Origin of the sequence: Pseudomonas fluorescens (genome assembly GCF_012974785.1) — a bacterium.
Classification (GTDB): Bacteria; Pseudomonadota; Gammaproteobacteria; order Pseudomonadales; family Pseudomonadaceae; genus Aquipseudomonas; species Aquipseudomonas fluorescens_BT.
Window position 1 is genome coordinate 2,819,275 of the sequence record NZ_CP027561.1, and the last position, 25,378, is coordinate 2,844,652.

A 25,378-nucleotide genomic window follows, 5' to 3' on the forward strand; every position below is an offset into this window, starting at 1 on the left:
GTGACTGAAATGCATGGGCCGGCAAAGCCCATGTCTTTTTTCTACGCTGGAGCGATAGAAAGACATTGAGCTAAATCAAAAAGACCACAACTCCCGGGTGCAGAGCTCCGGTAACAGCCGGGGCTACATTCGGTTCAGAGGCGTGAAGAGCAATGTTCAGTAAATGGCTGGACCCCATGCTTTTGCTGCTTACAACGCTGGCATTGCTGGCTGGTGTCGTTGCACATCATGCGCAAGAGAATGATTGGGCATCGTATTGCTGGGCCGCAGGCAGCCTGACGATGGCATTGGTTCTGCTCGTCGAGATTGCCGGGCGATTGGCCCGACGTGAGGCAGGAGTGGATTTGATCGCACTGTTGTCGATCAGCGCCGCCCTGTTTTTCGAGCAGGCTTTGGTCGCAGCAGTGATCGCTCTGATGCTGGCGACCGGTCGCACGCTGGAATTCTTTACCCGTCAACGAGCCGAGCGTGAACTGCGTGCGCTTATCGATCGGGCACCGCGTTTTGCCTGGTTGCAGGAGAAGGGGGGCTTACGCCAGATTCCCGTTGAACAGATTCATCCAGATCAGACATTGCTGGTACGGCTAGGAGAGGTTGTACCGGTCGATGGTCGCTTGCTCAGCCCGACAGCGATTCTGGACGAGTCGGCACTCAGCGGTGAATCCTTGCCCGTGACCCGAAGAGAAGGTGAGCAGTTGCCCAGCGGAGTCTCCAACGTTGGCGCCCCCATTCTGCTGGTCGCTACGCGAACGGTTGCGCAAAGCACCTACGCTGCCATCGTGCGGCTGGCCGAGGCGGCGCGCCGTTCACGCGCTCCTTTTGTGCGCTTGGCTGACCGCTATGCACTGTTTTTTATCCCGTTGACTTTGTTGGTGGCGGCGCTGGCGTGGCATCTGAGCGGCGACCCCTTGCGAGCGTTGGCGGTGCTGGTGGTGGCCACGCCTTGTCCTCTGATTCTGGCAGTGCCCATTTCGATCATGTCGGGTATATCCCGAGCCGCGCGGCGCGGAATATTGATCAAGGATGGCGCCACCCTGGAAGCGCTGGCCGGGATCAAACAAGTGTTTTTCGACAAAACCGGCACGCTGACCAGTGGACACGCGCGCCTGCAGTCGATCGAAGTCAATGGACTGGCCGATCCGCAGCAATTGCTTGGCCTGGCGGCCTCGCTCGCACAGGCTTCGACGCATCCCATCTCTCAGGCCATTGTCGAGGCAGCGCAACAGCGCAGGGTGTCCCTCAGCCTGCCAACCGAGGTGCAGGAGAGTCCGGGCGAGGGGCTTTGCGGGCTCATCGACGGTAAGCAGGTGCGATTGGGCACACTGTCTTTTGCTCATCAGGACGCTTACGAAACCGATTGGGCTGTCGCCATGCTTCGCCACATGGATTATCTGGCCTGTAGCGGAAGCTTTATCGAAGTGGATGGGAAACTGGCGGGCCTTTTGGTCCTCGCTGACACTGTTCGGCGCGAAACTCCACAAACGCTGCGCCGGTTACGCTGCAAAGGGATCGAGAGAATCGTCATGCTCACCGGTGATCGCCCGGAAACTGCCGAGATGATCGCAATGTCTGCCGGAATCGACGAGCTGCGCGCGGGTTTGACACCCGAGGATAAGGTGCGGGCTGTGCAGGAGGGCTGTTTGCGCAGCCCCACGCTGATGGTCGGTGACGGCATCAATGATGCGCCCGCATTGGCGGCGGCTAACGTTGGTGTGGCAATGGGGGCCAGCGGTGCAACCGCTTCGGCACAAGCCGCGGACGTCGTTCTGCTGGTCGATCGCCTGGATCGTCTGGTCGAGGCCCTGGACATCGCTCAGCGAACCCGTCATATCGCTGTCGTCGGTGTGCTGGCCGGCATGGGCCTATCGTTGCTGGCCATGGTCGCGGCGGCGCTCGGCTTTCTTGCGCCACTCATCGGCGCTGTGGTGCAGGAGGGCATTGATGTGCTGATTATCCTCAATGCGTTGCGGGCATTGGGGCCACTGTGGGGGCGTCGAAAGGGCATGCTGACTGCAGAGCATATTGATCGGCTGCAGGATGAACACCGGCAACTGTCCAGCGTGCTGAGTGACCTGCACCACCTGGCCGCTGACTTCGCCCGGCGCCCGGTTGTACAGGCACGAACCGAACTGCAGGAGCTGGTCGACAAGTTACAAACCTCATTGGCGCACCACGAGCATGATGATGAACAGCTGCTTTACCCGCTTTTAACGCAACGGTTGCCAGGCGAGGACCCTATGTCGGCCATGAGTCACGCCCACCGAGAGATCTTTCGCCTGATCCATTTGCTGGCGCGCATGAGTCGTGACTTCAATGCCGAACCGGCCAGGGCCGATGCCGACGAAATTCAGCATCAATTGATCAGGCTCGATACCCTGGTGCGCTTGCACTTTGACCAAGAGGAGGAGCTGTTCCGTTTCCTTGACGCACGCTGAACGAACGTTGTGCATACCGGCTGAGCGTCTGACTCCGGCCGATTCAGAGGTGATAGCGCGATTGGACGATGCGTCTGATCTGATCCATCGCCTTTTTGGGGACCATGCTTTTGTCCATTTCGATAAGGCGGGTCTTATTGGCAAGCACATCGTCCCGGATCACTTTGCGAAACCAATTGGAGAAATCCCCGGCATCGAGATGCTCGCGAAGGCCGGGTTCTTCAATTTGCGTTAAACAGGATAAAAACTCAGTCAGGTTGGCGGCACTCCGGCCAAGCGCAGGAAAGTAGAATGATCGCCATGCACCGACGTCTCCCGCAACGTACTTGCCGCTGTGACGATGGTGCTTTTGATGCGGCTGCATCTGTTCGATCAGGTATACCTCGTCGTCTCCGTGCAAACTCCAGAGACAGGCATGCTCCAGACCTGGCGTTCGCTCTGGAAACCGAGGGGAAGTTCGCTGCATGCGCTTGGCGAATTGCTCGACCAGTTCCCGAGCAGTGCTGCCAAGCGTCACCAGCACGTCGACCCCATCAAGTAGCTCCGGGCAGACCTGGTCGAAGTCGAGGGCTACGATGATTGCACCGATGTCCTTGAGAAAGCCGGGCGGCCAACTTGAACAGTGGGGAAGCATGTAATGCGCTTCGTCGACGATCAACCAGTAGGGGCGACCTGAAGTGCTGCGCAAATGCTGAAGAAAAGGCAGCAGGTCGCCAAACAACTGCACGCGCGCCGAGAGATCCAGGGCAAGGGCATTGACCACCACATTGAGCTGCGCCTGCAAAAGATAGTGCACGGAATCTTCTGTCGTCGGGGGCGCAGTGAGGCCGCCGATGGTCACCGCGTCTTCCAGCGTGAGGTAGTCGCCCTCTGGATCGATGATGCAGAATCCCTGATGAGCCTGGACCATTCTTTCTGTCAGCCAAGTGATGTAACTGGATTTTCCGGCCCCGGAATTGCCAATAACCAACATCACCGATTCTGGAGGCAGCCATAACGGGTGCCCATCGGTGGACTGCCCCAACTGAACCCCGATGCGTTCGACGCCAACCAGTGCGGCATCTTTTTCCAGAAGCATCTCGACCAGCTCGCACACCCCTTGACCATGGTCACGCGTCAGGCATAGGTCAGCGCTGGATTTTATGGAGGCTATGGCATTGCTGACCGCTGCGGCACAGCCGCAGATCGACAGAAAGGAGTGGTCGTTTTCCGCATCGCCCACTCCGACCACGTTCAATTCGCATATGCCTAAATCTCGTAACGCTGCAACAAGGCCGGACGCTTTGTTCACGCCAGGCGGCAGGATCATGATGGCGTCCTTGTTGAAGGTTATCTGCAGTTCAAGACCCAACTCGTGAATGCTACTGATCACTTCATTTTCGAATGGCTGCCAAGTAGCGATGACCGACTGTCCGATCGACAACGGTGACACCCCTTTGGCGCGCAGGTGACCAACCAGCTCGGTTGAGGCGGGATCTGCAATAAGCTCCTCGGTATCAGTACTCGGGTCGTACAAGAGCGCGCCATTTTCCGCAACCACCCTGTCAAAAAGATCCAGATGCGGAAAATGATGCTTGAGCGCTTGCAATTCCCGGCCTGAAATCAGCAATAACTTGCGACCGCTTTTTTTCACCTCGCTGAGCGATGCGCAGACTTGAGCAGGAACGCTACCGTTTTCGGCAATGGTCCCGTCGTAGTCTACTGCCAAGGCAAGGAAGTGCATGCTCGATCCCCATCAGACTCAATTGAGTGCAAAGGAAGACAACTGGAACAGACTATCGACCGACTCCTCGACTGTATTGAGAGGCAACTTATTGGGGCCAACATTGATTTTTATCAATTTTAAGTCGAGCGTTTGCTGATTGACGTCGGGCCCCATACGCGTGCAACCACAGTTGTTCAACAGCGTTGCTTTGATTGATCAAAAGCACATGTTTCTTTTGTTATTAATAACCCGAAGTGCTTAAGCCTGCAGATTACTGAACATGAGTAAGCTGCATGCATCAGGTTGATCTAAATCAATGGGCAGCCTGTCATCGGTTCCATGCTCTGGTCACATGCGGAGATTGGCGCCGGGTCATGAACACCAACAAACCAATAGGGATTCACGCGGTGCAAGACTGGCGGCGGAGCAGGGGAGCAACAGCAGGAAATCTGCGCCAACCGGGCAAAGGGCATTGGAAACGTGACGCAACCCACCTGTTGATAATCTTGCTGCTGTTGCCGGTTGGATACTTCACTGCGTATCACTTTGCTGCCCATACGTTGAGGGAGTTGGTAAACTTTTGTACCGCGCGTTTTGAAGTAGATTTCGAACAGGCCGAAGTAGAGCCTTCGCTCGAAGTTCTATCGCGATCCTTGTGCGAATGTCAGGCAAAAGCGCTGCTCAAAAAAAACGGAGTTGTGCGACTTGCCTTGGTCGACAGCCACTTACTGGCTCCGCAGTCACTTGAGCCCGTAACAAAGCAAGATGCAGAAGCCTGCATCAATGCTCTGTGGAAGCATGATGCTGAATGGGCCAGGCGCTTGCCCGTTGAATGAAAGGCTGCAGTTCTTTAATCATTGAAAGGCAGGCAGCCCCCAACGCCAATTTACAAACGTTTGCACCATGAAAACAGCCTGGCCTCAACCGGACATCCGGCCGTCCGACCGTTCATTGGGCGTATCTGATCTACATCAACGAACTCACATCGGGATTGGCAACACTGTCGACATCGATAGCCACACCAGCGGGATTTTCCATGCCCCGGTCGGACAGAGTCTCACACGCGCCATTGGCAACCCTGCCGTCTTCATCGCTCGGCCAGGGCACAGTGAATGAACAGATTGCCAGGGTTTTCGACGATATTGCCGATTTGCTGGAGTTGGACGATGCCAACCCTTTCCGGATCAGGGCCTATCGTAATGCTTCGCGAACGCTGAGGGCGTTGACAATCGATCTGGCGAAGATCATCGCGCGTGGTGAGCCGTTGCCAAAACTGGCTGGGATCGGTGTCGACCTGGCGGGCAAGATCAACGAAATCGTTACCACTGGCGATTGTGCGTTGCTTTCACGGTTGCAGAGTACTTCGCCGAAAGGACTGGCCCAGTTGCTATCTATTGCCGGTTTGGGACCGAAGCGGGTCAGGCACCTCTATCACGATCTTGGTATCGAAACCGTACAACAGTTATGCCAGGCCGCTGAAAAGGGGCGCATTCGCCATCTTCCAGGCTTCGGTGAAAAGTTGGAGGCCCGGTTATTGAGTGCAGCGCAGAAAGGAATCGGCAAAGATCGCCGTGTTCCGCTCGCACATGTCGAGCCATTGGCAGAACGGTTGGCGCGCTATTTGAAGCAGATCTCGGGTGTCGAACAAGCGACCGTGGCCGGAAGCCTGCGACGCATGAGGGACACCGTCGGCGATATAGATATTCTTGTTGCTGCTCGCGTTGATGTCTGCCAGCAATTCATCAAACACCCGGATGTTGCCACTGTGCTGGTTCAGGGACAGACACGTACCAGCGTTGTTCTGGGTTCAGGCATGCAAGTCGATTTACGGGTCGTTGACCCGGCTGTGTATGGGGCGGCCCTGGTGTACTTCACTGGCAGCAAGGCGCATAACATCGCTATTCGCCAAAGAGCACAGAACAAGGGGCTCAAACTCAGTGAGTATGGAGTATTCAAAGGTGGTCAACGGTTAGCCAGTAGCACTGAAACCGATGTTTATCGGGCGCTGGATCTGCCCTGGATAGTGCCTGAGCTTCGCGAAAATCGCGGTGAAGTCGAAGCGGCGCTTTCCAATCGCTTGCCCAGACTGATCGAGTCATGCGATCTCAAAGGTGACTTGCATGCCCATACCTCTGAATCAGATGGCGTCAACAGCCTGGAAGATATGGCGCTCGCCGCGCAGGCAGCGGGGTTGCAATATTTGGCAATCACCGATCATTCCCAGTCCCTCAGGGTAGCCCATGGTCTGGACGGGGACCGGTTACTGAAGCAGATGGACCAGATCGATGCGCTCAATGATCGATTGCAGGGCATAACCTTGCTCAAGGGCGTCGAGGTCGACATCCTCGAAGACGGTAGCCTGGATTTGTCGGACGATATTCTGGGGCGCCTTGATCTGGTGGTGGGTGCTGTCCACAGCCATTTCAATCTGACTCGGCGCCAGCAAACCCGCCGCTTGCTCAGAGCGATAAACCATCGTCATTTCACGATTCTGGCGCACCCGCTGTGTCGGTTGATCAATGAGCGCGCCCCCATAAACCTGGACCTCTCAGCCATCATCAAGGCCGCCGCTGAACGAGGTTGCTGTCTGGAACTCAATTCGCAACCGCAACGCATGGACCTGTCCGATCTGCAATGCCAATACGTCAAGGATCAGGGGGTACTGGTCAGCATCAATTCGGATGCGCATCAAGCAGCTGATTTCTCCCATTTGCGTTTTGGGGTCGCACAGGCACGTCGAGCCTGGCTGGAATCCCACAACGTTTTAAACACAAGGTCACTTCCAGCGCTCAAGTCGTTTTTGCACGGGGGCGGGGGCGGGCACACAGAAAGGGATCAAAGCTTATGTCAGCTGTAGACGACATCGTCGCGCAGGTACTGACCTTGCAAGTAAGGATCTATCAGGCCATGGCACGACTGGAGGCGCGAACCGATCATGAGGCGTTGCATGATCTGCGTATTGCTGTGCGACGTATCAGAAGCTTGATGCGTCCATTTCGCGCCATTCCAGAAGTGCTGTGTTTGATCGATGCTGCAAAACAGGTTGGAGCGTTGACCACGCCAGTACGTGATCTGGAAGTAATGATTGAGGAACTAAAAAACCGTGGTTTTCACTCGCAAGCGAATTTGAGAGAAGCAAGGTTGAAATCTCACTACTCCACGATTATTCGAAGCACCGCCGTTGCGAATTTATTGAACCAGCTGGATTGCTGGCCCTCTGCATTTCGTAGCGTGGAGATAGACAAGGGGTCGAAGTATTTGACCACCCGAATCAGGAGAACCCTTAACCGGCAATTGAAACGCTTGCTCGCTGCGTTAGAGGATGCAGAGTTTGATCGCCATCAGCTCAGGGCGATGGTCAAGCGCGTTCGTTATCTGACCGAGTCCTTTCCGCAGTTTTCTCCTTTGTCCTGCGAAGCCGCCGGAGCGCTTAAGTCATTACAGTTCGCCTTAGGCGAGTGGCACGATCAATATCAATGGTGCCAACAAGCGCTCGTTGAAGTTGATTTGCGCCCCTTGCACAAGACCTGGCTCAAAGGCTCATCACGCGCGCTTGAAGCCGCTGAGGCTCAGCTGGCTGCATTCGCTGATTTGTTTCGAGATGGATCGCAACGTTTGAATAAATGAGTGGCAGACACCTCTCGGCACGCGGCCTGAGTGTTCTATTGCGCGTGTTCGCCGAGGGTGACGTTTGATTTATATCAAGTCCCGAGAGCTTCAGCCTTTCAGAATCTGGGAACTGGCGATGACTGCCAGCTGCGGTCATCGTCAGTCCCAGGCGTTCGCCCCCCGACTGAAGTCCGCTGAAAACAATGCCGCGACCGCCAGGCTTCGTGCAGATCAAGCAGCCTATTGAGCGTTTTCTCTTGCGAGCAGCCATGCTTGCCAAGCCTGCCGATATTTCTCATCTGCACATTTTTTGGCGAGCGAGAACTTGAGCATGGTCTGGGAGGAAAAGGGTTCATCCAGAACGGAGTAGGCTTGATCGCTGAGACGATCAGCTTCAAGAAACAGTGCCTGGCAGTGTTTGATGGCGTCGCTGTTGGCCACATAAGGGTTCGTTGATTCATTGATGGGCATGGCCGTTGACCTTGAGCAGGCAGTTAGTCGAGTCGGGGATGTACAACAACTCCGCTGTCCGGGTTATTCCTCACGGGACCAGCGCACGCTCATGCCATATTCGCTATCGCTGTAGTGGTATTCAGAGTTGCCTTTGAAAGCACCTTTCAGGGCGTGCCCCAGACGATTGGCAAGGTGAATGCCAGTAGTGGTCACGACCAGCTCATCGGCTGCGTCATCGAGCTTGATGATGCGCTCAAGGGGATGCTCGGCCTTTTCCTTTTCCTCAGTGTGTTTAATCAACTGGACGATTTCCCCACGGTGCTGGTGCACGTAGCCGCCGGACAGGGTCAGGATACCTGCAGGCCTGTTGTCTTCTATGCGCCGGCAGGCTGGACAGATCGTTGTTTGCGCACCGTGAACCACGGTGTTTTCCTGGCGTTTCCAGCTCCAGGTTCCTGCGGCATACACGGCCTCGCATTTCGGGCAAACGGCAGGGCCCTCCGTGCGTGGGGCGCTATAAGGGTCATGCGAGACGTTCTTGAACAGTTTGTTTTTTTGGCTTTGCTGAAACTTGTCCATGATGTTTCTCCAGAGATGATCAGAACAACTGACGCTTGCTGAAGCGCACCCGCTCATTTCGACGCGATCCGGGTTCCAGCAGGTTGATTTTTATCAACTGCGATGCAAGCGCTGGAGGCGGCTCGAGCCAATGGTCCGCGTTTATGCATGAGGCGACAGGAGGACCGGGCTGCTCAGGGCTTTGTTGATAAAAGTCAACGTCGCCGGGAGTGGTTAATAGACCCTGCTTGAACGTGGAATTGTCAGGAGAGCGATCCGATGGCTCACAGCAAGCTGGTATTTCGCGGCGCCGCCCGCGAGAGGATTCTCAGCGGTGCCACTCAGTTGGCGGATGCCGTGCGCGTGACGCTGGGCCCCAAGTCCAAGTCGGTGCTGATTCAGAATAAATGGGGCAATCCAACAGTCTGCAATGATGGTGTAACCATCGCCAGGCGCATCGACCTGCTGGATCCGGAAGAAAATCTCGGTGCGCAAATGTTGCGTCAGGCTGCCGAGCGCACCGGTGACGCGGTGGGGGACGGTACCAGCACTGCAACGGTGCTGGCCCAGGCCATCCTCGCGGACGGTATCCGCAATGTGGTGGCGGGTGCCAGTGCGATCGACCTCAAACGCGGGCTCGATCGCGGACTCGCTTTGGTTGTGGAGTCGCTGAGGACGCTGTCGCGACCAGTGAGTACGCCCAGGGAAAAGGTCCAGGTCGCGACGCTATCCGCGCATAACGATGCGGTCATTGGCCAACTGGTAGCCGATGCCCTGGAGAAGGTTGGTATTGAAGGAGTGGTCAGCGTCGAGGAGTCAAAAACCACTGAAACGGTGGTCGAGGTCATGGAAGGCATGCGCTTCGACCGAGGTTATGTCTCGCCATATTTCGTCACCGATACCGAAAAGATGCAGGTGGAACTCGATGACGCTTACCTGTTGTTTTGCGACCACAAGATTCTGAATCTCAAGGAGTTGCTGCCCCTGATGGAGCTCGTGGCCAAGAGCGGCCAGCCCCTGGTGTTGATCGCGGATGACATAGAAGGGGAGGCGTTGACCACGCTGGTGGTCAATCAGATACGCGGTGTGCTGCGAGCGGTGGCGATCAAAGCTCCGGGCTTCGGTGACCGGCGCAAGGAGATGCTGCAGGACATGGCCGTTCTGACCGCAGGAACGGTGATTTCCAATGACCTGGGCTTTGCCCTCGAACAGATCGAGTTGAGTCAATTGGGCCGGGCGCATCGGGTGGTGGTGCAAAGGGACAGTTCGGCGTTGATCGGGGGGGCTGGCAATCGCGAGGCCATCGAGGCGCGGATGCAGCAAATCCGCGCACAAATGGAGACAACCACCAGCGACTACGACCGTGAAAAGCTACAGGAACGCTTGGCCAGGCTCTCGGGCGGCGTCGCGGTGGTCCGGGTCGGAGCGCCTTCGGAAGCCGAGATGAAAACCCGCAAGGATGCGTTGGATGACGCCATTTCCGCCACTCGTGCAGCCATCGCCGAAGGCATTGTGCCAGGTGCCGGCATGTCTTTGCTCAAGGCCGTCCCGAAGATTGCCGCCGAGGAGATGCAGTATGAAGGGGATGCCCGCACGGGTCTGCAAATCATGCGGCGCGCTTTGGAGGCGCCGGCCAGGGTCATCGCTGAAAACTCGGCAGTCGATGCCGGCGTCGTTGTCGCGAGGATGTTGGCTGAGCCTGGCAACATTGGCTTCGACGCGTCGGTCAATCGCTACGTCGATCTTTACGAGGCCGGAATCATCGACCCATCCAAAGTGGTGCGGATCGCCCTTGAAAATGCAGTGTCGGTGGCCAGCATCCTGCTGCTGACCGAGGCAATATTGACGGATATTCCGGAGAAAGAGTCGCCGATCCCGCCAGGGTTCAGCGAATGAGGTCCGGCAGTGTCGCCGGGCGTTTGAGCAAGGCCGGTCTCACGACCTGCCTGACGGGAGACAGATCATGAGCCAATATCAACGCCTTTTGCTGATCATCAACCCGCTCCTGCGTCGCTCTCCGGCAATCAACCATGCCGGCGCGCTGGCCAGGGCCAGTGGTGCGACATTGCACATCGTCGCCCTCGTCAAGACGCTGGACATTCTGTGGCTACTTGACGAGGGCAGCAGGAAACAGGTTCGGGAAAGCTATCTTCAGAACCAACGCGACTGGTTGAAGTCCCAGGCGGAGAAACTGTCTGGCCGAGGCGTAGCAGTGACCTGCGAAGTCGCTTGGGCGGACGACATAAAACAGGAGATTTCTGATCACGTTACAGAGTTGAATCCCGACTTGCTTATTAAGGAAGTGCAACACGAGTCACTGCTCAAACGTGCATTCTTCACCCCACTGGACTGGTATCTTTTGCGCCAATGCCAAGTGCCGGTGTACCTGCTTGGCGGCGCGGCCCATGCATTACCGTGCAAGGTTGTAGCCGCGGTCGACGTCTCTACGAACGGCTTGGAAAATAATCGGTTGAACGAGCGCATCATCCTGCAGGCCACTGCGCTGGCTATCCAGTGTGATGCCGAATTGCATCTGTTGTATGCCTATGACGTTTCGCAGGAATACCTGGCAGAACTGGGCGATGGCCTGAAAATCGCCGAACTGACTAAAGGCTTGCGCCGTGAGTTTGAAAAGACCTACCTCGACTGGGCCAGTCAGCATGGCGTACCGGCTGATCGCCGGCATTTTGCGGTGGGGCACCCCGTTGCAGCGCTCAGCGAGTTCACAGACGAGCATCAGGTGGATGTAATCGTCATGGGGCGCGTGCAATTCCACGGTCTGGACAAGCTGCTCGGCAGTACCACCGAACACATTCTGTATCAGGTCCCTTGCAACGTTCTGGCTGTGTAGCACCGCGCCGGAGGTCCCTGTAGGAGGAATGCTTATGAACATTGACCAGGCCATTTCTGGCCGTCATTCGACACGTGAATACACCGCGCAGGCTGTCGATGAAGAGGTCATTTTGCGCTTGATCGGTGCCGCCACCTTGGCGCCAAGTGCGATGAACCAACAACCCTGGCGATTCACCGTGGTTCGCGACCAAGCGTTGCTGGATCGAATTTCACGCGAGGCGAAAGCCTGCATGCTCAAGACGCTGGCACCGGGATCACAATCAGAGCGCTTTCACGCGTTGCTCGATGACGAGCACTTTCAGATTTTCTATCACGCACCGGTACTGATCCTGATCTCGGCTGACGCACCTGGGCAATGGGGGGTCGAAGACTGTGCGCTGGCCGCCCAGAACCTGATGCTCAGTGCCTGTGCAGAAGGACTGGGCACTTGCTGGATCGGTTTTGCCCAGCGGTATCTCAATACTCAACAGGGCAAGCAAATGCTGAATCTTCCACAGGCGTGGGTTCCGGTAGCACCGATCATCGTCGGCCATCCGAAAGCCGCGCCGGCGCCTGTTGCCCATCAGGCACCAGAGATTCGCTGGATTGGTTGATGCACCGCTGAGCATTCATCCGGATGAGCGGGCACGCGCACATTATTGCGACGAGTGATTAACCGGCACGCCGGGTTGGCCATTCATTGACAAAAATCACAGTGCCGGCGCAGGGGGGGCCGATACTTTGAAGGGTGCCGGCGTGTTCCCGGCTCACTCAACTGAGGAGAACCACCATGAACAAGCGTTTATCTGTTGTTGTGCTGAGCGTCCTTCTGGCGATGACGGCTGGGTGCAGTCATAAGCATGTGCAAGAAATGAATGCTCGTATCGATTCGGCACAAAGCGCTGCCGCTGTTGCGCAATCCAGAGCCGATGCCGCGTATTCAAAAGCGGAACAGGCGCAGGCCGCGGCCAGTCAGGCACAACGCACCGCCGATGAGGCCAATGAACGCGCCAGCCGAATGCTTGAAAAGGCGAGTCGCAAATAATGCCCCCCCGCCCGGCCATCGTTGCGAGCGGGTTGTGTAAGTGGTTTGGCAAAGGCAGTACGCGCATGAAAGCGGTTGACCAGGTGGCGCTGGTCGCGCAGTTCGGCGAAATGGTGTTTGTCATCGGCCCCTCGGGTAGCGGCAAGACCACATTATTGAGCATCCTCTCCGGCATCCTGCGACCCGACTCAGGAACGGTGCTGATTAATGGCCTGGACATCTGGAGCCTGAACAGCGACAGATTGGCCGAGCTGCGCCTGGATCACATCGGGTTCGTGTTCCAGGACTATCACTTGTTTTCGCGGTTGACGGCGGCCGAGAACGTCGCCATCCCCCTGATCCTTCGGCATCAAAAATGGAACGATGCGCTTTCGAAGGCCCGCCAGAGTCTGGAGGTGGTGGGCCTGAAGGATCGGGGGAACATCTTGCCCATGAAGCTTTCCGGAGGGGAGCAACAGCGCGTTGCCATTGCCAGAGCCATCGTGGGGGAGCCGCAAATCTTGATAATGGACGAGCCCACGGCATCTCTGGATGGGGACACGGGAAAAATGATCATCGCGTTCGTCAAGGAGAGAGTACTCAATCAGCAACGCTGCATCCTTATTGTCACTCACGATGCACGGATCAACGAGTACGCCGACCGTATCATCTACATGGCTGACGGCCGAATCAGCGAAACCGGGCATGCCATATCGTGAAAAAGTCCCTGCTGTTTACGCTGGCGGTAGTCGGTGTTCTCGGGGGGCTGATCGCCGCCTATCTGCTCGGGCGGACACCGCAGCCGCTGCCGCCCGCCTTCGCACCAGCGAGCAGCAACGATGCCAGCGCGATCTATGCCAATGGCATCATCGAGGGCGAGCAGCCCGGTGGCAGCAATATCGTGATCTATCCGCAGGTGGCCGCGCCGGTAACTCGGGTGTGGGTGCAGGAGGGGCAGACCGTCAACCGCGGGGAGCCGCTGGTCACACTTGACGACGCGGTGCCACGCGCCAATTTCGAACTGGCCCAGGCCAGTCTGGCCACCGCCCGCGACCAGTACAACAAGCGCTTGGCGTCTTACAACATTGATCCGAAATCGATCAGCAAAGATACCCTGGACACCGCGCGCAATTCCGTGACCCAGGCGCAGGCTGCCCTCAAGGCGTCGGCGGCGTTGCTGGCGCAATACCTCATCAAGGCGCCAGCGGACGGTGTGGTGATGACTGTTAACAGCGCAGTGGGCAGTTATGTATCGCCCCAGGGGGCCTATGACGTTTACACCCAAGGGTTCGCGCCGCTGCTGGTCATGAGCGCCGATCAGGCGCATCTGGCTGTGCGCTGTTATGTGGACGAGATTCTGATCGCCCGTTTACCAGCGCCCGAGCACATGCAGGCGCAGATGCTGATTCACGGCACGGACATCCGTGTGCCGCTGGCCTTCGTGCGGGTGCAGCCTTACGTATCGCCGAAAATCGAGCTGTCCAACCAGCGCCGGGAAAAAGTCGACCTGAGGGTGCTGGCGGTGATTTTTCGCTTCGAGAAGAAAGATCTGCCGAACGTCTACCCGGGGCAGTTGGTGGATGTGTTCATAGGTCAGAAGTAATGGAAAGGGTAGACCGGTTACGCCGCACTGGGCGCTTCTACCTTGCACTGAACCTGTTGCTGGGCAGCGGATGCACGGTCGGCCCGGATTTTTCGCCTCCGGCCACGCCTGTGTCAGAGCGCTATCTGAACGAGCCGCTGTCGGGGACTGTTGCTGCGCAGGGCCAGGCTCAACAGTTCGTGCCCGGCGGTGAGGTCACACCGGACTGGTGGCGCTTTTTCCACTCGACGGCGCTTGATGCACTGGTGCGCCAGGCGATCACCCATAACATGACCTTGCAGGCGGCCGAGGCCAGTTTGCGTCAAAGCCAGAACGCGCTCAGAGCCGGTCACGGGGTCTTCTATCCGCAGCTCGATGCCCGCTTCAGCGCGAGTCGTGAGCGCAGCGCGCCGGTCCAGCAAGGGCTGACGACGGCAGGCTCGATCTTTAACGTGATGATATTCAGTGGCACGATCAGCTACACCCTCGATGTCTTTGGCGGCGAGCGACGTGCCGTGGAGGGCTTGCAGGCCCAGGTCGATCGCCAGACCTGGCTGACTCAGGCGGCCTATCTCACGCTAACGGCCAATGTCGTCAATACGGCCATTGCCCGGGCAGCCTATACCGCGCAGATCGAGGCCACGGAACAATTGATCGGTTTGCAGCGCCAGCAGCTGCAATCCACCCAAGTTCAGGTGCGCAGCGGAACGGTGCCTTATTCGGCGACATTGAGCCTGCAGAGCCTGATCGCGACTAACGAGGCCTCGTTACCGGCGCTGAAACAGAAAGTCAGTCAAAGCGAGCACTTGCTGGCCACGCTCGAAGGCGTGATGCCTGCAGAACTCAAACTTCCCGACATTCGGTTGACAGCACTTTCGTTACCGCACGATCTGCCGGTCAGTCTGCCTTCCGACCTAGTGCGCCAGCGTCCGGATATCCTCACCGCCGAGGCGCAATTGCATCAGGCCAGCGCGCAAATCGGTGTCGCCACGGCGGCTATGTTTCCCAGCTTCAGCTTGAGCGGTACCTACGGGGCGGCTGGGTCGTACACCGGTTCACTGTTTGCCGGTGCCGGACGATTCTGGAACTTCGGGCCGTCGATCGATATTCCGCTGTTTCAGGGAGGGCGCCTGTGGTACAGCCGCCAGTCGGCAATTGACGTCTATCAGCAAGCAGCGGCGAACTACCGACAAGTGGTGCTGGAGTCTTTCGCGCAGGTGGCGGATGTGCTCAGGGCAATAGAGCTCGATGCGCAAACGTTACAGAAGCAGGCCGAGGCGCAGGCCGCTGCCCGAGAGGCCTTGAGATTATTGCAGGCCAACCATCGCTCGGGGTTGGTGACCTATCTGGATCTGCTCGTGGCCGACGTGCAGTTGCATCAGGTCGATATTGCTTACCTTCAAGCATTGGCGCAGCGGCATCAGGACACGGTTGCGTTGTTCGTGGCGCTGGGCGGTGGCTGGTGGAACCGGCCCGATACTGGCATTAGCGGAAACTAGGCATGAAATACAGTGGAATTCTGCGCATCGGGTACAAACTCCTAGTCAATGATCGCGCCAAATTCTCGGCGTTACTGGTGGGTATCACCTTCTCGGTGTTCCTGATGATGCAAATGACCGCCATGTTCGCTGGCATCCTGAACCGCGCCTATTCGACGGTCACCAATGTCGGAGCACCGATGTGGATCATCGATCCGGCGGTCAACACCCCGACGATTGCCATCCCGTTGCCGGACTACCTGCTGGACGCAGTGCGCAGCATGCAGCAGGTGGAATACGCCGTCCCGGTATTCATTGGCAGCGCCCAGGTGCGCCTGGAAAATGGCACATATCAAGGGGTTAGCGTGATTGGTCTGGACGACACCAGCCTGCTCGGTCGTCCGGCCCTGGAGCAGGGCGCCATCGAGGATATCTACGCCGAAAACGCGTTCATCGTGGTTCACGATGCTGAATTCGCAAAACTGGGCAACCCTGCCATCGGTACCTCGTTCGAGCTCAACGACCACCGGGGCATCATCGTCGGCATCGCCAGGGTTCTGGTCGGTGGATTGACCGGAGTGCCGACGCTTTACACAACCTACCGGCGTGCCATCGAATACATCCCTACGACACGCTTCACCGTGTCATACATCTTGCTCAAGCCCAGAAGCCGGCAAGGTGAGGCAGCCATCAAGCAGCAAGTGGCGCGGTTGGGCTACATCGCCCTGACCAGGGATGAGTTCAACCGGCGTATTGCCGACTTCTACATCTATCAGACCGGTGTCGGGACCAATATTCTGATGATGACAATCATCAGTTTTCTGGTCGGCCTGTCGATTTCCGGTCAGACGTTCTACAGTTTCATTCTGGAAAACCTGGATAAGTTTGCCGCTTTGAAAGCCATCGGCGCCAAGAACCGGGAGATGGTCTACATGATCTTCTTCATGGCCATGTTCACCGCGATGACCGGTTATGGTCTGGGCATCGGACTGGTGACTCTGATGATCGTCATCGCACGAACCTGTCTTCCCAACTACGCTGCGATCGTCACTTTCTGGAATCTGGGACTGGCGTTTGGTCTGGTGCTGTTGATTGCCGGGTTTTCCAGCTACCTGGGCATTCGCAAGGTGCTGAAGATCGAGCCGTTCGACATTTTCAGAGGCTGAGGCCCAAGAAAAAGCCCCTTGCCGGTTTCCCGGCAAGGGGCATACGTCTGCGGATTCATTCGCCCTTGATCGGCACGACCTTGTCCGCTTTCATCGCTTCGGGTTTTTTCGGCAGCGAGATGCTCAATACGCCTTTGCTGAAGTGCGCATCGATCTTTTCGGCGTCGACCCCTTTGGGCAGGTTGAACACCCGCTCGAAGGAACCGTAGTGACGCTCGCTCAAGTGATAGCCCTTGCGTTTTTCTTCCTTGTCCTCCTTCTTCTCGCCCTTGATGATCAGGCTGCCGTTGGACAGTTTGATCTCGATGTTCTTCTGATCCATGCCGGGCAGTTCGGCGGTGATCTCGAAGCTTTTATCCTTTTCGGTGATGTCCACCGCGGGCATGCTGCGGGAGAACAAGTCACGCGAGAAGAACGGCTCGACATCGAACAGACCACGACTGAAGGGCGATATCAATGACCCGCGGTTAAAGTCCTCGAACAGGTGGTCAACCTGTTGCCGCAGCTTCTCCAATGGGTGCCAGAGATCGGTCGTCACGGGCACCTTGTTCGATTTTGCGTCCGCATGTTCCTGCATTTTTTTCACGGAATTGCTCATTTTCGGTACTCCTCTCGGATGGAAGGCGCAGCGCCGGACGTCCTGTCGGCGAACCGCGCGGACTGAACGAACTCCTTACAACGTCAACGTCCCGGACCACAGCATCCAGCCGGCGTAGGCCGCTGCGGCCCAGATGATGATCAGCAGACCTGTCTCGGGACCACCAAGGGGCTGACCCTCACGGGATTTCAGCGTGCCCAGGTAGATCAGTGAGCCGGGGGCGTAGAGCAAGGCGCTGAGCAGCATGTATTTGGGGCCGGCGGCGTACAGCAGCCAGACGCAATACAGCGTGGCGACCAGCGCGATGGTCAGGTCTCGCACTTGCAGGGCGCGATGACCGGCGTAGGTTTCGCCCTGCCAGGTCATTTTCAGTGCATACAGACTGCTGAGCAGGTAGGGCAGCAGGATCATCGAGGTGGCAAGGGAAATCAGTGCCAGGTAACTGGCGCTCGAATACAGCGTCAGCAGCAGAAACAGCTGGATGCATCCGTTGGTCAGCCACAAGGCGTGGACCGGTACGCCACGGGTGGACTCCACGCCGAGCGACAGTGGCATGACCTTTTCCTTCGCCGGTGTGAACACCGATTCGGCTGCCAGAAGCGTCCAGGCGAGCAGGGCGCCACCGACCGAAACAATCAGGCCGATGCTGATCAGCACGGCACCCCATGGCCCTGCGGCGGCCTGCAGTACGCCGGCCATCGAAGGGTTTTTCAGGGCGGCCAGTTCCGGTTGTTTGAGAATGCCCAGTGACAACAGGGATACCGCAATCAGCAGCAACAGGGTGATGACAAAACCGATGACCGTGGCGCGTCCGACATCGGCGCGTTCTGCGGCGCGGGCAGAAAACACATTGGCGCCTTCGATGCCGATAAACACCCAGACCGTCACCAGCATCGTGCTTTTGACCTGGTCGAGGGTGCTGCCCAGCGCCGGTGCGCCCCAGAAGTCCATGGTGAACGTGTCGCGCCGGAACGCCGCGATCACAAAACCGATGAACAACAGCAGCGGCACGATCTTGGCCGCGGTGCTCAGGGCGTTGGCACGGGCCGCCGTGCGCATGCCCCGCAGGATCATCCAGTGCAACGACCAGAGCACGACCGACGCACCGGCAATCGCTGCCTTGTTATTGCCGTCGCCAAATGCCGGAAAGAAGTAACTCAGCGCGGCAAACAGAATCACCAGATAGCTGACGTTGCCGATCCAGGCACTGATCCAGTAGCCCCAGGCAGAGTTGAAACTGAGAAAGTCACCGCCCAGTGCCCGGGCGTAGGCGAACACACCGTTATCCAGTGCCGGCTGGCGGTTGGACAAACTCTGATAGACCAGAGCCAGGGACAGCATGCCGACCCCGGTGATCAGCCAGCCGATCAGGATCGCCCCGGCCCCGGCGCTGGCGGCCATGTTCTGCGGCAGGCTGAAAATGCCACTGCCGATCATCGAACCCACCACCAGCGCCACCAGCAGGCTCAGCGTCAGGCGCCTGGGCTCGCTCTTGCGCAAACTGCCGGTCAGTGGCGAATGCTGGGCGGGGGTAGCGCCCGGTTGAACGTCTTGCAGTTGAGTAGCCATGACGCGCCTCCACGAGACAGGATGGTCGGCATTGGCCGCGGACGCGGTCATGCGGACCTCGAGGATTAATCTCGGCGAGAAACGCGCAGGCGTGTTTGATTAAAATCAACTGAGAGAAAAACGCCGCGCCGGCCGCGGGTGACGATCAACCGGTCGCGGCTCGCGCCGCAGGCAAGTCGAGGGCTTTCAGCAGCGTTCTGCAGGGAAGGGAAGCAGGAGGGCTTACGCCCGGTCCATTGCTTCGTCCAGCCCTTGTTCTTCACCCAGAAACCCACCGCTTTGATGTTGCCAGAGGCGTGCGTAAGTGCCGTTTCGTTCCAGCAGCTCGGCGTGGGTGCCTTGTTCGATGATGCGGCCCTCGTCCATGACGATCAGTCGGTCCATGGCCGCAATCGTCGACAAACGATGGGCGATGGCGATGACGGTCTTGCCCTGCATCATGTCATCGAGGCTTTCCTGGATGGCGACTTCGACTTCGGAGTCCAGGGCACTGGTGGCCTCGTCGAGCAGCAGGATCGGCGCGTTCTTGAGCATCACCCGGGCGATGGCGATACGTTGCCGCTGACCGCCGGACAGCTTGATGCCGCGTTCGCCCACCAGCGTGTCGTATCCGGTGTGTCCCTGGCGGTCGCTCAATTGGCTGATGAAACCGTCTGCCTGGGCGCTGATCGCCGCGCTGCGGACCTGCGCATCGGTGGCGTCCGGGCGACCGTAGGCGATGTTGTCGCGAATCGAGCGGTGCAGCAGCGACGTATCCTGCGTGACCATGCCGATGGCGCTGCGCAGACTGTCCTGGGTTACTTGCGCGATGTTTTGCCCGTCGATGCGAATCGTACCGCTGTCCACGTCATAGAAGCGCAGCAGCAGGTTGATCAGCGTTGATTTGCCGGCACCGGAACGACCCACCAGACCGATTTTTTCCCCGGCGCGGATGTGCAGGCTCAAGCCGTCGAGCACCTGGCGCTCACCGTTGTAGTTGAAGTGCACGTTGTCGAAGGTCACGGCGCCGCCGGAAGGCACCAGCACGCCGGCGTTCGGCGCGTCCTGCACTTTCGGGCCCCGGGTCAGGGTTTCCATGCCGTCCTGCACGGTGCCGATGTTTTCGAACAGCGACGTCATCTGCCACATGATCCAGTGGGACATGCCATTGATCCGCAACGCCATGGCGGTGATTGCCGCCACCGCACCCGCGCCGACCTGGCCCTGGTGCCAGAGCCAGAGCGCATAACCACCGGCGCCAAGAATCAGCCCGACCACCAGTGCCTGATTGACGATCTCGAACTGGCTGACCAGACGCATCTGGCGAAAACCGGTGTGCTTGAAATCCTCCATCGCTGCGCGCGCGAAATGCGCTTCACGGTTGGAGTGCGAGAACAATTTCACCGTGGTGATGTTGGTGTAAGCGTCGGAAATCCGCCCCGTCATCGAGGAGCGTGCATGGGCCTGTTCCTGCCCGACCTGTCCCAGACGCGGCACGAAATACAGCATCGCCAACCCGAACAGCGCGACCCAGGCAAGAAAGGGCAGCATGAGTTTCAGGGCAAAACCACCGGCCAGTGCGATGATCGCAATGAAGTAAACACCGATGCCGGGGGCAATTTCGATGACGGTGAACAGCACTTCGCGCACCGCCAGCGCGGTCTGCATCACTTTGGTCGTGACCCGGCCGGAGAATTCGTCCGAGAAGAACGAAAGGCTTTGTCGCAGCATCAGGCGATGGAAGTCCCAGCGCAGCCGCAGCGGTAGATTGATCGCCAATATCTGGTGCTGCACCATCGTGCGCAACGCCACCAGACCGATGCTGGTCAGCAACACAATGGCGATGCCCCACAACACCCGACGCTCCTGCGCACTCTGGGCGCCACCGGCCTGCCAGGCCGAGAGCAGGTCCACGACTTGCCCGAGAAACGAAAACAGCCAGGCCTCGTAGATCGACACGCCGGCACTGAGCAGCGCCAGCGCAAGGACATAACCCCGGGCACCCCGGGTGCAGGCCCACAGAAAACGCAACAGGCCTGCGGGCGGTGGCGGTGCCTCGTCGGGTGGGAAAGGGTCGAGCCTGCGTTCAAACACGCGAAGCATAGTGGTCTCCGAAATGATCAGTTTCAGGGGAGTATGCCATTTTCGTCATTGGCCCCGGATAAGAGGACAACAGCCGCACGGCCGAGTTTGACCGCAGGGCGGTTCTCAATACTAACCAGCAGGCACGGAGCAGCGAGGCGTAACGGGCAGTCTGGCGATCCCCGGCTTATGGCACAGATGGATCATGGCCAGGCTCAAAGCAGGTCTTCGGGCTGCATCGTCAGAATGATTTTTCCGACGTTTTCAGAAGACTCCATTCGACGGTGAGCATCTGCAGCCCGTGATAACGCAAACGTGCTATCGACGACTGGCTCAAGGCTGCCGGCACCCTCGAAGCGATCAAGCCAGTGCTCGCGGAAACGCTTGATCATGGCGTGCTTCTCCGGTTGCGTGCGGGACTTCATGACCGTGCCGATGATTTGCAAGTGGCGGTAAAGAATGTCCTCCAGCGCCACCGTCATGTTGCCGCCTCCGCCAAGGATGCCCACCTGAATCAGGCGACCGCCGTGTGCAAGGGACGCGATGTTGCGGGCGAAGTAGGGCTCACCGATAAAGTCGATGATCACATCGACACCGCGACCCTGGGTTTTGTCGGTGATCACCTCAGCGAAATCCTGCGTCTTGTAGTCGATCGCCACATCAGCGCCCAAATGCTCGACACGCGCCAACTTGCTGCGATCGGTCGTCGCATACACCGTGGCACCTGTGGTGTAAGCCAACTGCACAGCGGCGGAGCCGACGCCGCCAGCGGCCGCGTGAATCAACACCGAATCGCCAGCCTTGAGCCGAGCCAGATGCATCATTGCTTCATGGGCTGTGACGAAGACCTCGGGAATGGCCGCCGCCTGTACATAATCAAGCTGTGCCGGGATGTGCATGGCCATGCGGTAATCGATGCGCGCCAACTCGGCGTAGGCACCGCCGCCGACCACGCCCATGACTCGATCTCCCACCTCGAACCCCGTCACCGAGCTCCCTCTGCCGATCACTTCGCCGGCGATTTCCAGACCGATGATCAGCGAGTCGCCAAAATTCGGATGCCCGTACCCACCGGTCCGGTGAGTCAGATCTGCACGGTTCACCCCGGCGGCATAGACACGCACCAGCAGGTCGTCCGGACGGACTTCAGGATTGGCAACCTCTACGAGTTCCAGGACGTCTGGCGCACCAAACTCTTTGATGTTGATGGCTTTCATTCAGTTGTTCTCCGTTTCGTTGAACGTGGCGTTGGCGATAGCCGATGCGGTGATGGCGCCAGGGAAGCCTACATAGAACGCCAGGTGCGTGATCGCCGCCGCCATTTCGTCTTGGGTCACACCGTTGCCAGCCGCCCGGCGTAAGTGAGCAGGCAACTCCTCCGAGTGACCACCGGCAATCAATGCCGCCACGGTGATCAGGCTACGGTCGCGCGGGGACAGCGCCGGATCGCTCCAGATGTGCGGATAAAGCGTTGAGTCGACGAATTGCGACAGCTTTGGCGTGAACGCGCGCGCGGCTTCCCGAGGACTTTTGAAATTGAGCTTGGACATGGGCGAGTTCCTTAAACCTGGCTGATGAATTTGTGGGTGAGATAGTGCTCGATGCCTTCAATGCCGCCTTCGGAGCCGTGACCGCTTTCTTTCATGCCGCCGAACGGGAGCTCGGTCGCGACGATGCGATATTGGTTGATCCCGATCATCCCGGCCTCCAATCCGTCGGCAACGTCAATGGCCGTGCGCGCGCTGGAGGTGAACGCGTAAGCGGAGAGTCCGTAGGGCAGGCGGTTGGCTTCTTGCAGTCCATCGGCCAGTTCATCGAACGGCATCAGTACGGCGATGGGGCCGAAGGGTTCTTCGTGCATGACGCGGGCGTTCATCGGCACATCCGCCAGAACCGTGGGCTGGAAGAAGTAGCCTTCGCCTGACAAGGCTTCACCACCGACCAATACCCGTGCACCTTTCTCAACGGCATCGGCGACCAGCTCTTCCATCTTGGCCAGCTGTCTTGGGTTGGCCAACGGTCCGACTTGTGTGTCCGGATGCAGGCCGTCACCGATTCTCAGCGCTTGGGTCGCAGCGACAAACTGATCGACAAAGGCTTGATAGGCGCCACGCTGGATCAGAAACCGGGTGGATGAAATACATACCTGCCCGGTGCCGCGAAACCGGTTGGCGACGCCCTCAACGGCAGCTTTTTCAATGTCGGCATCCTCGAAGACCAGCACCGGTCCGTGCCCACCCAGTTCAAGGGTGATGGGTTTCACGCCTTCGGCAGCGCGTGCAGACAGCAGGCGCCCGATCGGCACCGAACCGGTGAAGGTCACTTTGCGAATGATCGGCGAAGCGATCAGATGGCTGGACACTTGATCCGGTACGCCAAAGACCACTTGCAACACACCCTTGGGCAATCCTGCATCGTCGAGTGCACGCGCCAGGGCCAGCGCTGTAGAGGGGCTTTCTTCACCTGGTTTGAGAATGACGCTGCAACCGGCGGCCAGTGCTGCCGAGAGCTTGCGTGCCGGGGTGATGGCCGGGAAATTCCACGGTGTGAATGCGGCCACCGGGCCGATGGCCTGGCGTTTGACCAGTTGCAATACGCCTGGACGATTGGACGGGACCACACGGCCATCGATACGCCGGGCGCTTTCGGCGAACCATTCGAAATACTCCGCCGCGCGGGTCACTTCATCCAGGCTTTCATTCAGCGGCTTGCCTTCCTCCAAGGTCATCTGCGCGGCAATCTGCGGCGCACGTTCGAGGATCAGGTCAGCGGCACGCTTGAGGATCTTGGCGCGTTTGTCAGGCACAGTCTGACGCCATTGTTCGAAGCACAGGCGAGTCACTTCAAGGGCGTGATCAAGGTCGTCTGCGGTGGCGAGTGGGACGCGTCCGATTTCCCGACTGGTTGCCGGATTGACGACGGCGGCAGTATCGCGCCCTTCGGCACTGATCCATTCACCACCGATGAAAAGATAAAGCGGATCGTAGGAAGTCTTCATGCTGTGTCCTTCAGTTGGTTGTCAGAGATTCGTATGAAACCCGGCGCCTGATCGGGCGGCCTGTGCAACCCAGTCTATGGAAGGAGAGCCCATCGATTTAGACGGGCCAAAGGGAATCATTGTTGTCGGCAGAGGTAATATCGAGCCGCGGGCCGAACGTGTAGCATCCGGAAAAAAGCGGGTTGTCACGGTGAGCGTCAGATCTACAGGAAGGTCGCGATGGATAAGCTTTCGAACATGTCGGTGTACATAAAGGTTGTCGAGATGGGCAGTTTCACGGCCGTGGCCAATCATCTGGACTCAACGGTGGGTAACGTATCGCGTGCTGTCTCCGCGCTTGAAAACGTGCTCGATGCGCGCCTGTTGCAACGCTCGACCCGACGCCTCTCGGTCACCGATGCGGGGCGACGATTCTATGAGCGCTGCACGAAAATTCTGGCTGATCTGGAGAGTGCCGAAGCCGAAGCCAGCAATGCCGCGCTGGAGCCTCGGGGAACAATGCGTGTGCATTGCGTCCCCGGGCTGGCTCGGCATCTGGTCACGGGGGCGGTGCTGGAGTACCGCCGGCAGTTCCCGGAGGTGACGGTGGATTTATTGCTCTCGCAACGCATGCCGAACCTGTTGGAAGACCAACTGGATGTCTCGATTCTGATTGCTCGAGCGCTACCCGATTCGGCGTACGTCAGCCAAAAGATCGGTGTCAGCCATTGTGTGCTGGTGGCGTCACCTGACTACCTGGCCCGACATGCGGCTCCCGAGACGCCTGAAGACCTGCGTGATCACCAGTGTCTGCTGTTGGGCACCGTGGATTATGTGCGGGATGAGTGGCAGCTCAGGAGCAAGGCGGGGGACGCGACGTTTGTCCCGACAGGGCCAAGTTTCAGCGTCAACGATATGGATGCGATGGCACATGCCATTCGAGAGGGGGCGGGGATTGGTTTGCTGGCCGGGTTCACGGCCATCGAGGATTTGCGTTCCGGGAAGCTTGTGCGGGTTCTGCCTGACTACCACACCTATGAGCGCAACGTTTACGCCGTCTATACCTCCCGGCAGTTCGTCGATGCAAAAATCACGCGCTTTATCGACACGTTGAAGGATCGGGTTGGCAGTCTGCTGGCAGCCACGGCCAAAGAGCTTATCGATTGAAATCCTGGTAGGTCATGTGCGTCGGTACGACTGCACAAACATCCGGCACCGGGTCTTCAGAGTTGACCTTGGCGACATCAAGGTGGCTGCCGTAGGCGTATTGCTCGATCTGTCGAGTCTTTGCAGGACCGTCGTGTGCCGCTGTCACAGAGCTGAGGGTATGC

23 protein-coding genes are annotated in these 25,378 nt (G+C 58.3%); 13 read left to right on the forward strand and 10 right to left on the reverse strand.

Annotation, left to right across the window (positions count from 1 at the left end):
• Positions 1-152 precede the first annotated feature (152 nt).
• Positions 153-2,435 (forward strand): heavy metal translocating P-type ATPase, encoded by a 2,283-nt coding sequence (locus C6Y56_RS12580; protein WP_169430144.1) that lies wholly within the window; start codon positions 153-155, stop codon positions 2,433-2,435.
• Positions 2,436-2,478: 43 nt separating this feature from the next.
• On the opposite strand, the gene C6Y56_RS12585 is transcribed toward C6Y56_RS12580, so the two are convergent.
• A complete protein-coding gene (locus C6Y56_RS12585) occupies positions 2,479-4,158 on the reverse strand; it encodes an HAD-IIB family hydrolase (protein WP_169430145.1) in 1,680 nt (559 codons plus the stop codon).
• A 356-nt stretch (positions 4,159-4,514) separates the two neighbouring features.
• On the opposite strand from C6Y56_RS12585, the gene C6Y56_RS12590 reads away from it, so the two are divergent.
• From C6Y56_RS12590 to C6Y56_RS12600, 3 genes are all read left to right on the forward strand, one after another.
• Positions 4,515-4,976 (forward strand): hypothetical protein, encoded by a 462-nt coding sequence (locus C6Y56_RS12590; protein ID WP_169430146.1) that lies wholly within the window; start codon positions 4,515-4,517, stop codon positions 4,974-4,976.
• Between the two features lie 272 nt (positions 4,977-5,248).
• On the forward strand, positions 5,249-6,997 hold the full coding sequence (gene polX / locus C6Y56_RS12595; RefSeq protein ID WP_249314412.1) for a DNA polymerase/3'-5' exonuclease PolX: 1,749 nt from the start codon (positions 5,249-5,251) through the stop codon (positions 6,995-6,997).
• Positions 6,985-7,767 (forward strand): CHAD domain-containing protein, encoded by a 783-nt coding sequence (locus C6Y56_RS12600; protein WP_169430148.1) that lies wholly within the window; start codon positions 6,985-6,987, stop codon positions 7,765-7,767. Before polX ends, C6Y56_RS12600 begins: the two co-directional genes overlap by 13 nt.
• 222 nt (positions 7,768-7,989) lie before the next feature.
• On the opposite strand, the gene C6Y56_RS12605 is transcribed toward C6Y56_RS12600, so the two are convergent.
• Together C6Y56_RS12605 and C6Y56_RS12610 are read right to left on the reverse strand one after the other, a co-directional pair.
• A complete protein-coding gene (locus C6Y56_RS12605) occupies positions 7,990-8,220 on the reverse strand; it encodes a hypothetical protein (protein ID WP_169430149.1) in 231 nt (76 codons plus the stop codon).
• 63 nt (positions 8,221-8,283) lie between these two features.
• Positions 8,284-8,781 carry a BCAM0308 family protein gene (locus C6Y56_RS12610; protein WP_169430150.1) on the reverse strand — a complete coding sequence of 166 codons (498 nt, stop codon included), beginning with the start codon at positions 8,779-8,781 and terminating at the stop codon, positions 8,284-8,286.
• 258 nt (positions 8,782-9,039) lie between these two features.
• On the opposite strand from C6Y56_RS12610, the gene groL reads away from it, so the two are divergent.
• From groL to C6Y56_RS12650, 8 genes are all read left to right on the forward strand, one after another.
• Positions 9,040-10,656: a chaperonin GroEL gene (gene groL / locus C6Y56_RS12615; RefSeq protein ID WP_085702069.1), complete on the forward strand. Its 1,617-nt coding sequence runs from the start codon at positions 9,040-9,042 to the stop codon at positions 10,654-10,656.
• 67 nt (positions 10,657-10,723) lie between these two features.
• Complete coding sequence (locus C6Y56_RS12620) at positions 10,724-11,611, forward strand: universal stress protein (protein ID WP_169430151.1); 888 nt, start codon at positions 10,724-10,726, stop codon at positions 11,609-11,611.
• A gap of 34 nt (positions 11,612-11,645) precedes the next feature.
• Complete coding sequence (locus tag C6Y56_RS12625) at positions 11,646-12,206, forward strand: nitroreductase family protein (RefSeq protein WP_169430152.1); 561 nt, start codon at positions 11,646-11,648, stop codon at positions 12,204-12,206.
• A 176-nt stretch (positions 12,207-12,382) separates the two neighbouring features.
• Positions 12,383-12,637, forward strand: coding sequence for an Lpp/OprI family alanine-zipper lipoprotein (locus C6Y56_RS12630; protein WP_169430153.1), 255 nt, complete (start codon positions 12,383-12,385; stop codon positions 12,635-12,637).
• Positions 12,638-12,702: 65 nt separating this feature from the next.
• The gene (locus C6Y56_RS12635; RefSeq protein ID WP_249314414.1) at positions 12,703-13,335 is read left to right on the forward strand and encodes an ABC transporter ATP-binding protein; all 633 of its coding nucleotides are present in this window, start codon (positions 12,703-12,705) and stop codon (positions 13,333-13,335) included.
• Entirely contained in the window at positions 13,332-14,219 is an 888-nt protein-coding gene (locus C6Y56_RS12640; RefSeq protein ID WP_169430155.1) for an efflux RND transporter periplasmic adaptor subunit, read from the forward strand. The genes C6Y56_RS12635 and C6Y56_RS12640 overlap by 4 nt, the downstream gene beginning before the upstream one ends.
• On the forward strand, positions 14,219-15,697 hold the full coding sequence (locus C6Y56_RS12645; RefSeq protein ID WP_169430156.1) for an efflux transporter outer membrane subunit: 1,479 nt from the start codon (positions 14,219-14,221) through the stop codon (positions 15,695-15,697). The genes C6Y56_RS12640 and C6Y56_RS12645 overlap by 1 nt, the downstream gene beginning before the upstream one ends.
• A 2-nt stretch (positions 15,698-15,699) precedes the next feature.
• The gene (locus tag C6Y56_RS12650; RefSeq protein WP_169430157.1) at positions 15,700-16,842 is read left to right on the forward strand and encodes an ABC transporter permease; all 1,143 of its coding nucleotides are present in this window, start codon (positions 15,700-15,702) and stop codon (positions 16,840-16,842) included.
• A 55-nt stretch (positions 16,843-16,897) separates the two neighbouring features.
• On the opposite strand, the gene C6Y56_RS12655 is transcribed toward C6Y56_RS12650, so the two are convergent.
• The 6 genes from C6Y56_RS12655 to C6Y56_RS12680 form a co-directional block, all read right to left on the reverse strand.
• Positions 16,898-17,440 carry an Hsp20/alpha crystallin family protein gene (locus C6Y56_RS12655; RefSeq protein ID WP_169430158.1) on the reverse strand — a complete coding sequence of 181 codons (543 nt, stop codon included), beginning with the start codon at positions 17,438-17,440 and terminating at the stop codon, positions 16,898-16,900.
• Between the two features lie 75 nt (positions 17,441-17,515).
• A complete protein-coding gene (locus C6Y56_RS12660) occupies positions 17,516-19,009 on the reverse strand; it encodes a basic amino acid/polyamine antiporter (RefSeq protein ID WP_169430159.1) in 1,494 nt (497 codons plus the stop codon).
• Between the two features lie 222 nt (positions 19,010-19,231).
• Complete coding sequence (locus C6Y56_RS12665; protein ID WP_169430160.1) at positions 19,232-21,091, reverse strand: ABC transporter ATP-binding protein; 1,860 nt, start codon at positions 21,089-21,091, stop codon at positions 19,232-19,234.
• Between the two features lie 194 nt (positions 21,092-21,285).
• Complete coding sequence (locus C6Y56_RS12670) at positions 21,286-22,287, reverse strand: NAD(P)H-quinone oxidoreductase (RefSeq protein WP_169430161.1); 1,002 nt, start codon at positions 22,285-22,287, stop codon at positions 21,286-21,288.
• Positions 22,288-22,620, reverse strand: coding sequence for a carboxymuconolactone decarboxylase family protein (locus C6Y56_RS12675; RefSeq protein WP_169430162.1), 333 nt, complete (start codon positions 22,618-22,620; stop codon positions 22,288-22,290).
• A gap of 11 nt (positions 22,621-22,631) precedes the next feature.
• Positions 22,632-24,068, reverse strand: a complete 1,437-nt coding sequence (locus C6Y56_RS12680; RefSeq protein ID WP_169430163.1) for an NAD-dependent succinate-semialdehyde dehydrogenase — start codon at positions 24,066-24,068, stop codon at positions 22,632-22,634.
• A 219-nt stretch (positions 24,069-24,287) separates the two neighbouring features.
• Between C6Y56_RS12680 and C6Y56_RS12685 the strand changes: the two genes are divergently transcribed.
• The gene (locus tag C6Y56_RS12685; protein WP_169430164.1) at positions 24,288-25,214 is read left to right on the forward strand and encodes a LysR family transcriptional regulator; all 927 of its coding nucleotides are present in this window, start codon (positions 24,288-24,290) and stop codon (positions 25,212-25,214) included.
• Here C6Y56_RS12685 and C6Y56_RS12690 read toward each other — a convergent pair.
• On the reverse strand, positions 25,204-25,362 hold the full coding sequence (locus C6Y56_RS12690) for a DUF2790 domain-containing protein (protein WP_249314416.1): 159 nt from the start codon (positions 25,360-25,362) through the stop codon (positions 25,204-25,206). The two genes, C6Y56_RS12685 and C6Y56_RS12690, sit on opposite strands and share 11 nt — an antisense overlap.
• Between the last annotated feature and the right edge of the window lie 16 nt (positions 25,363-25,378).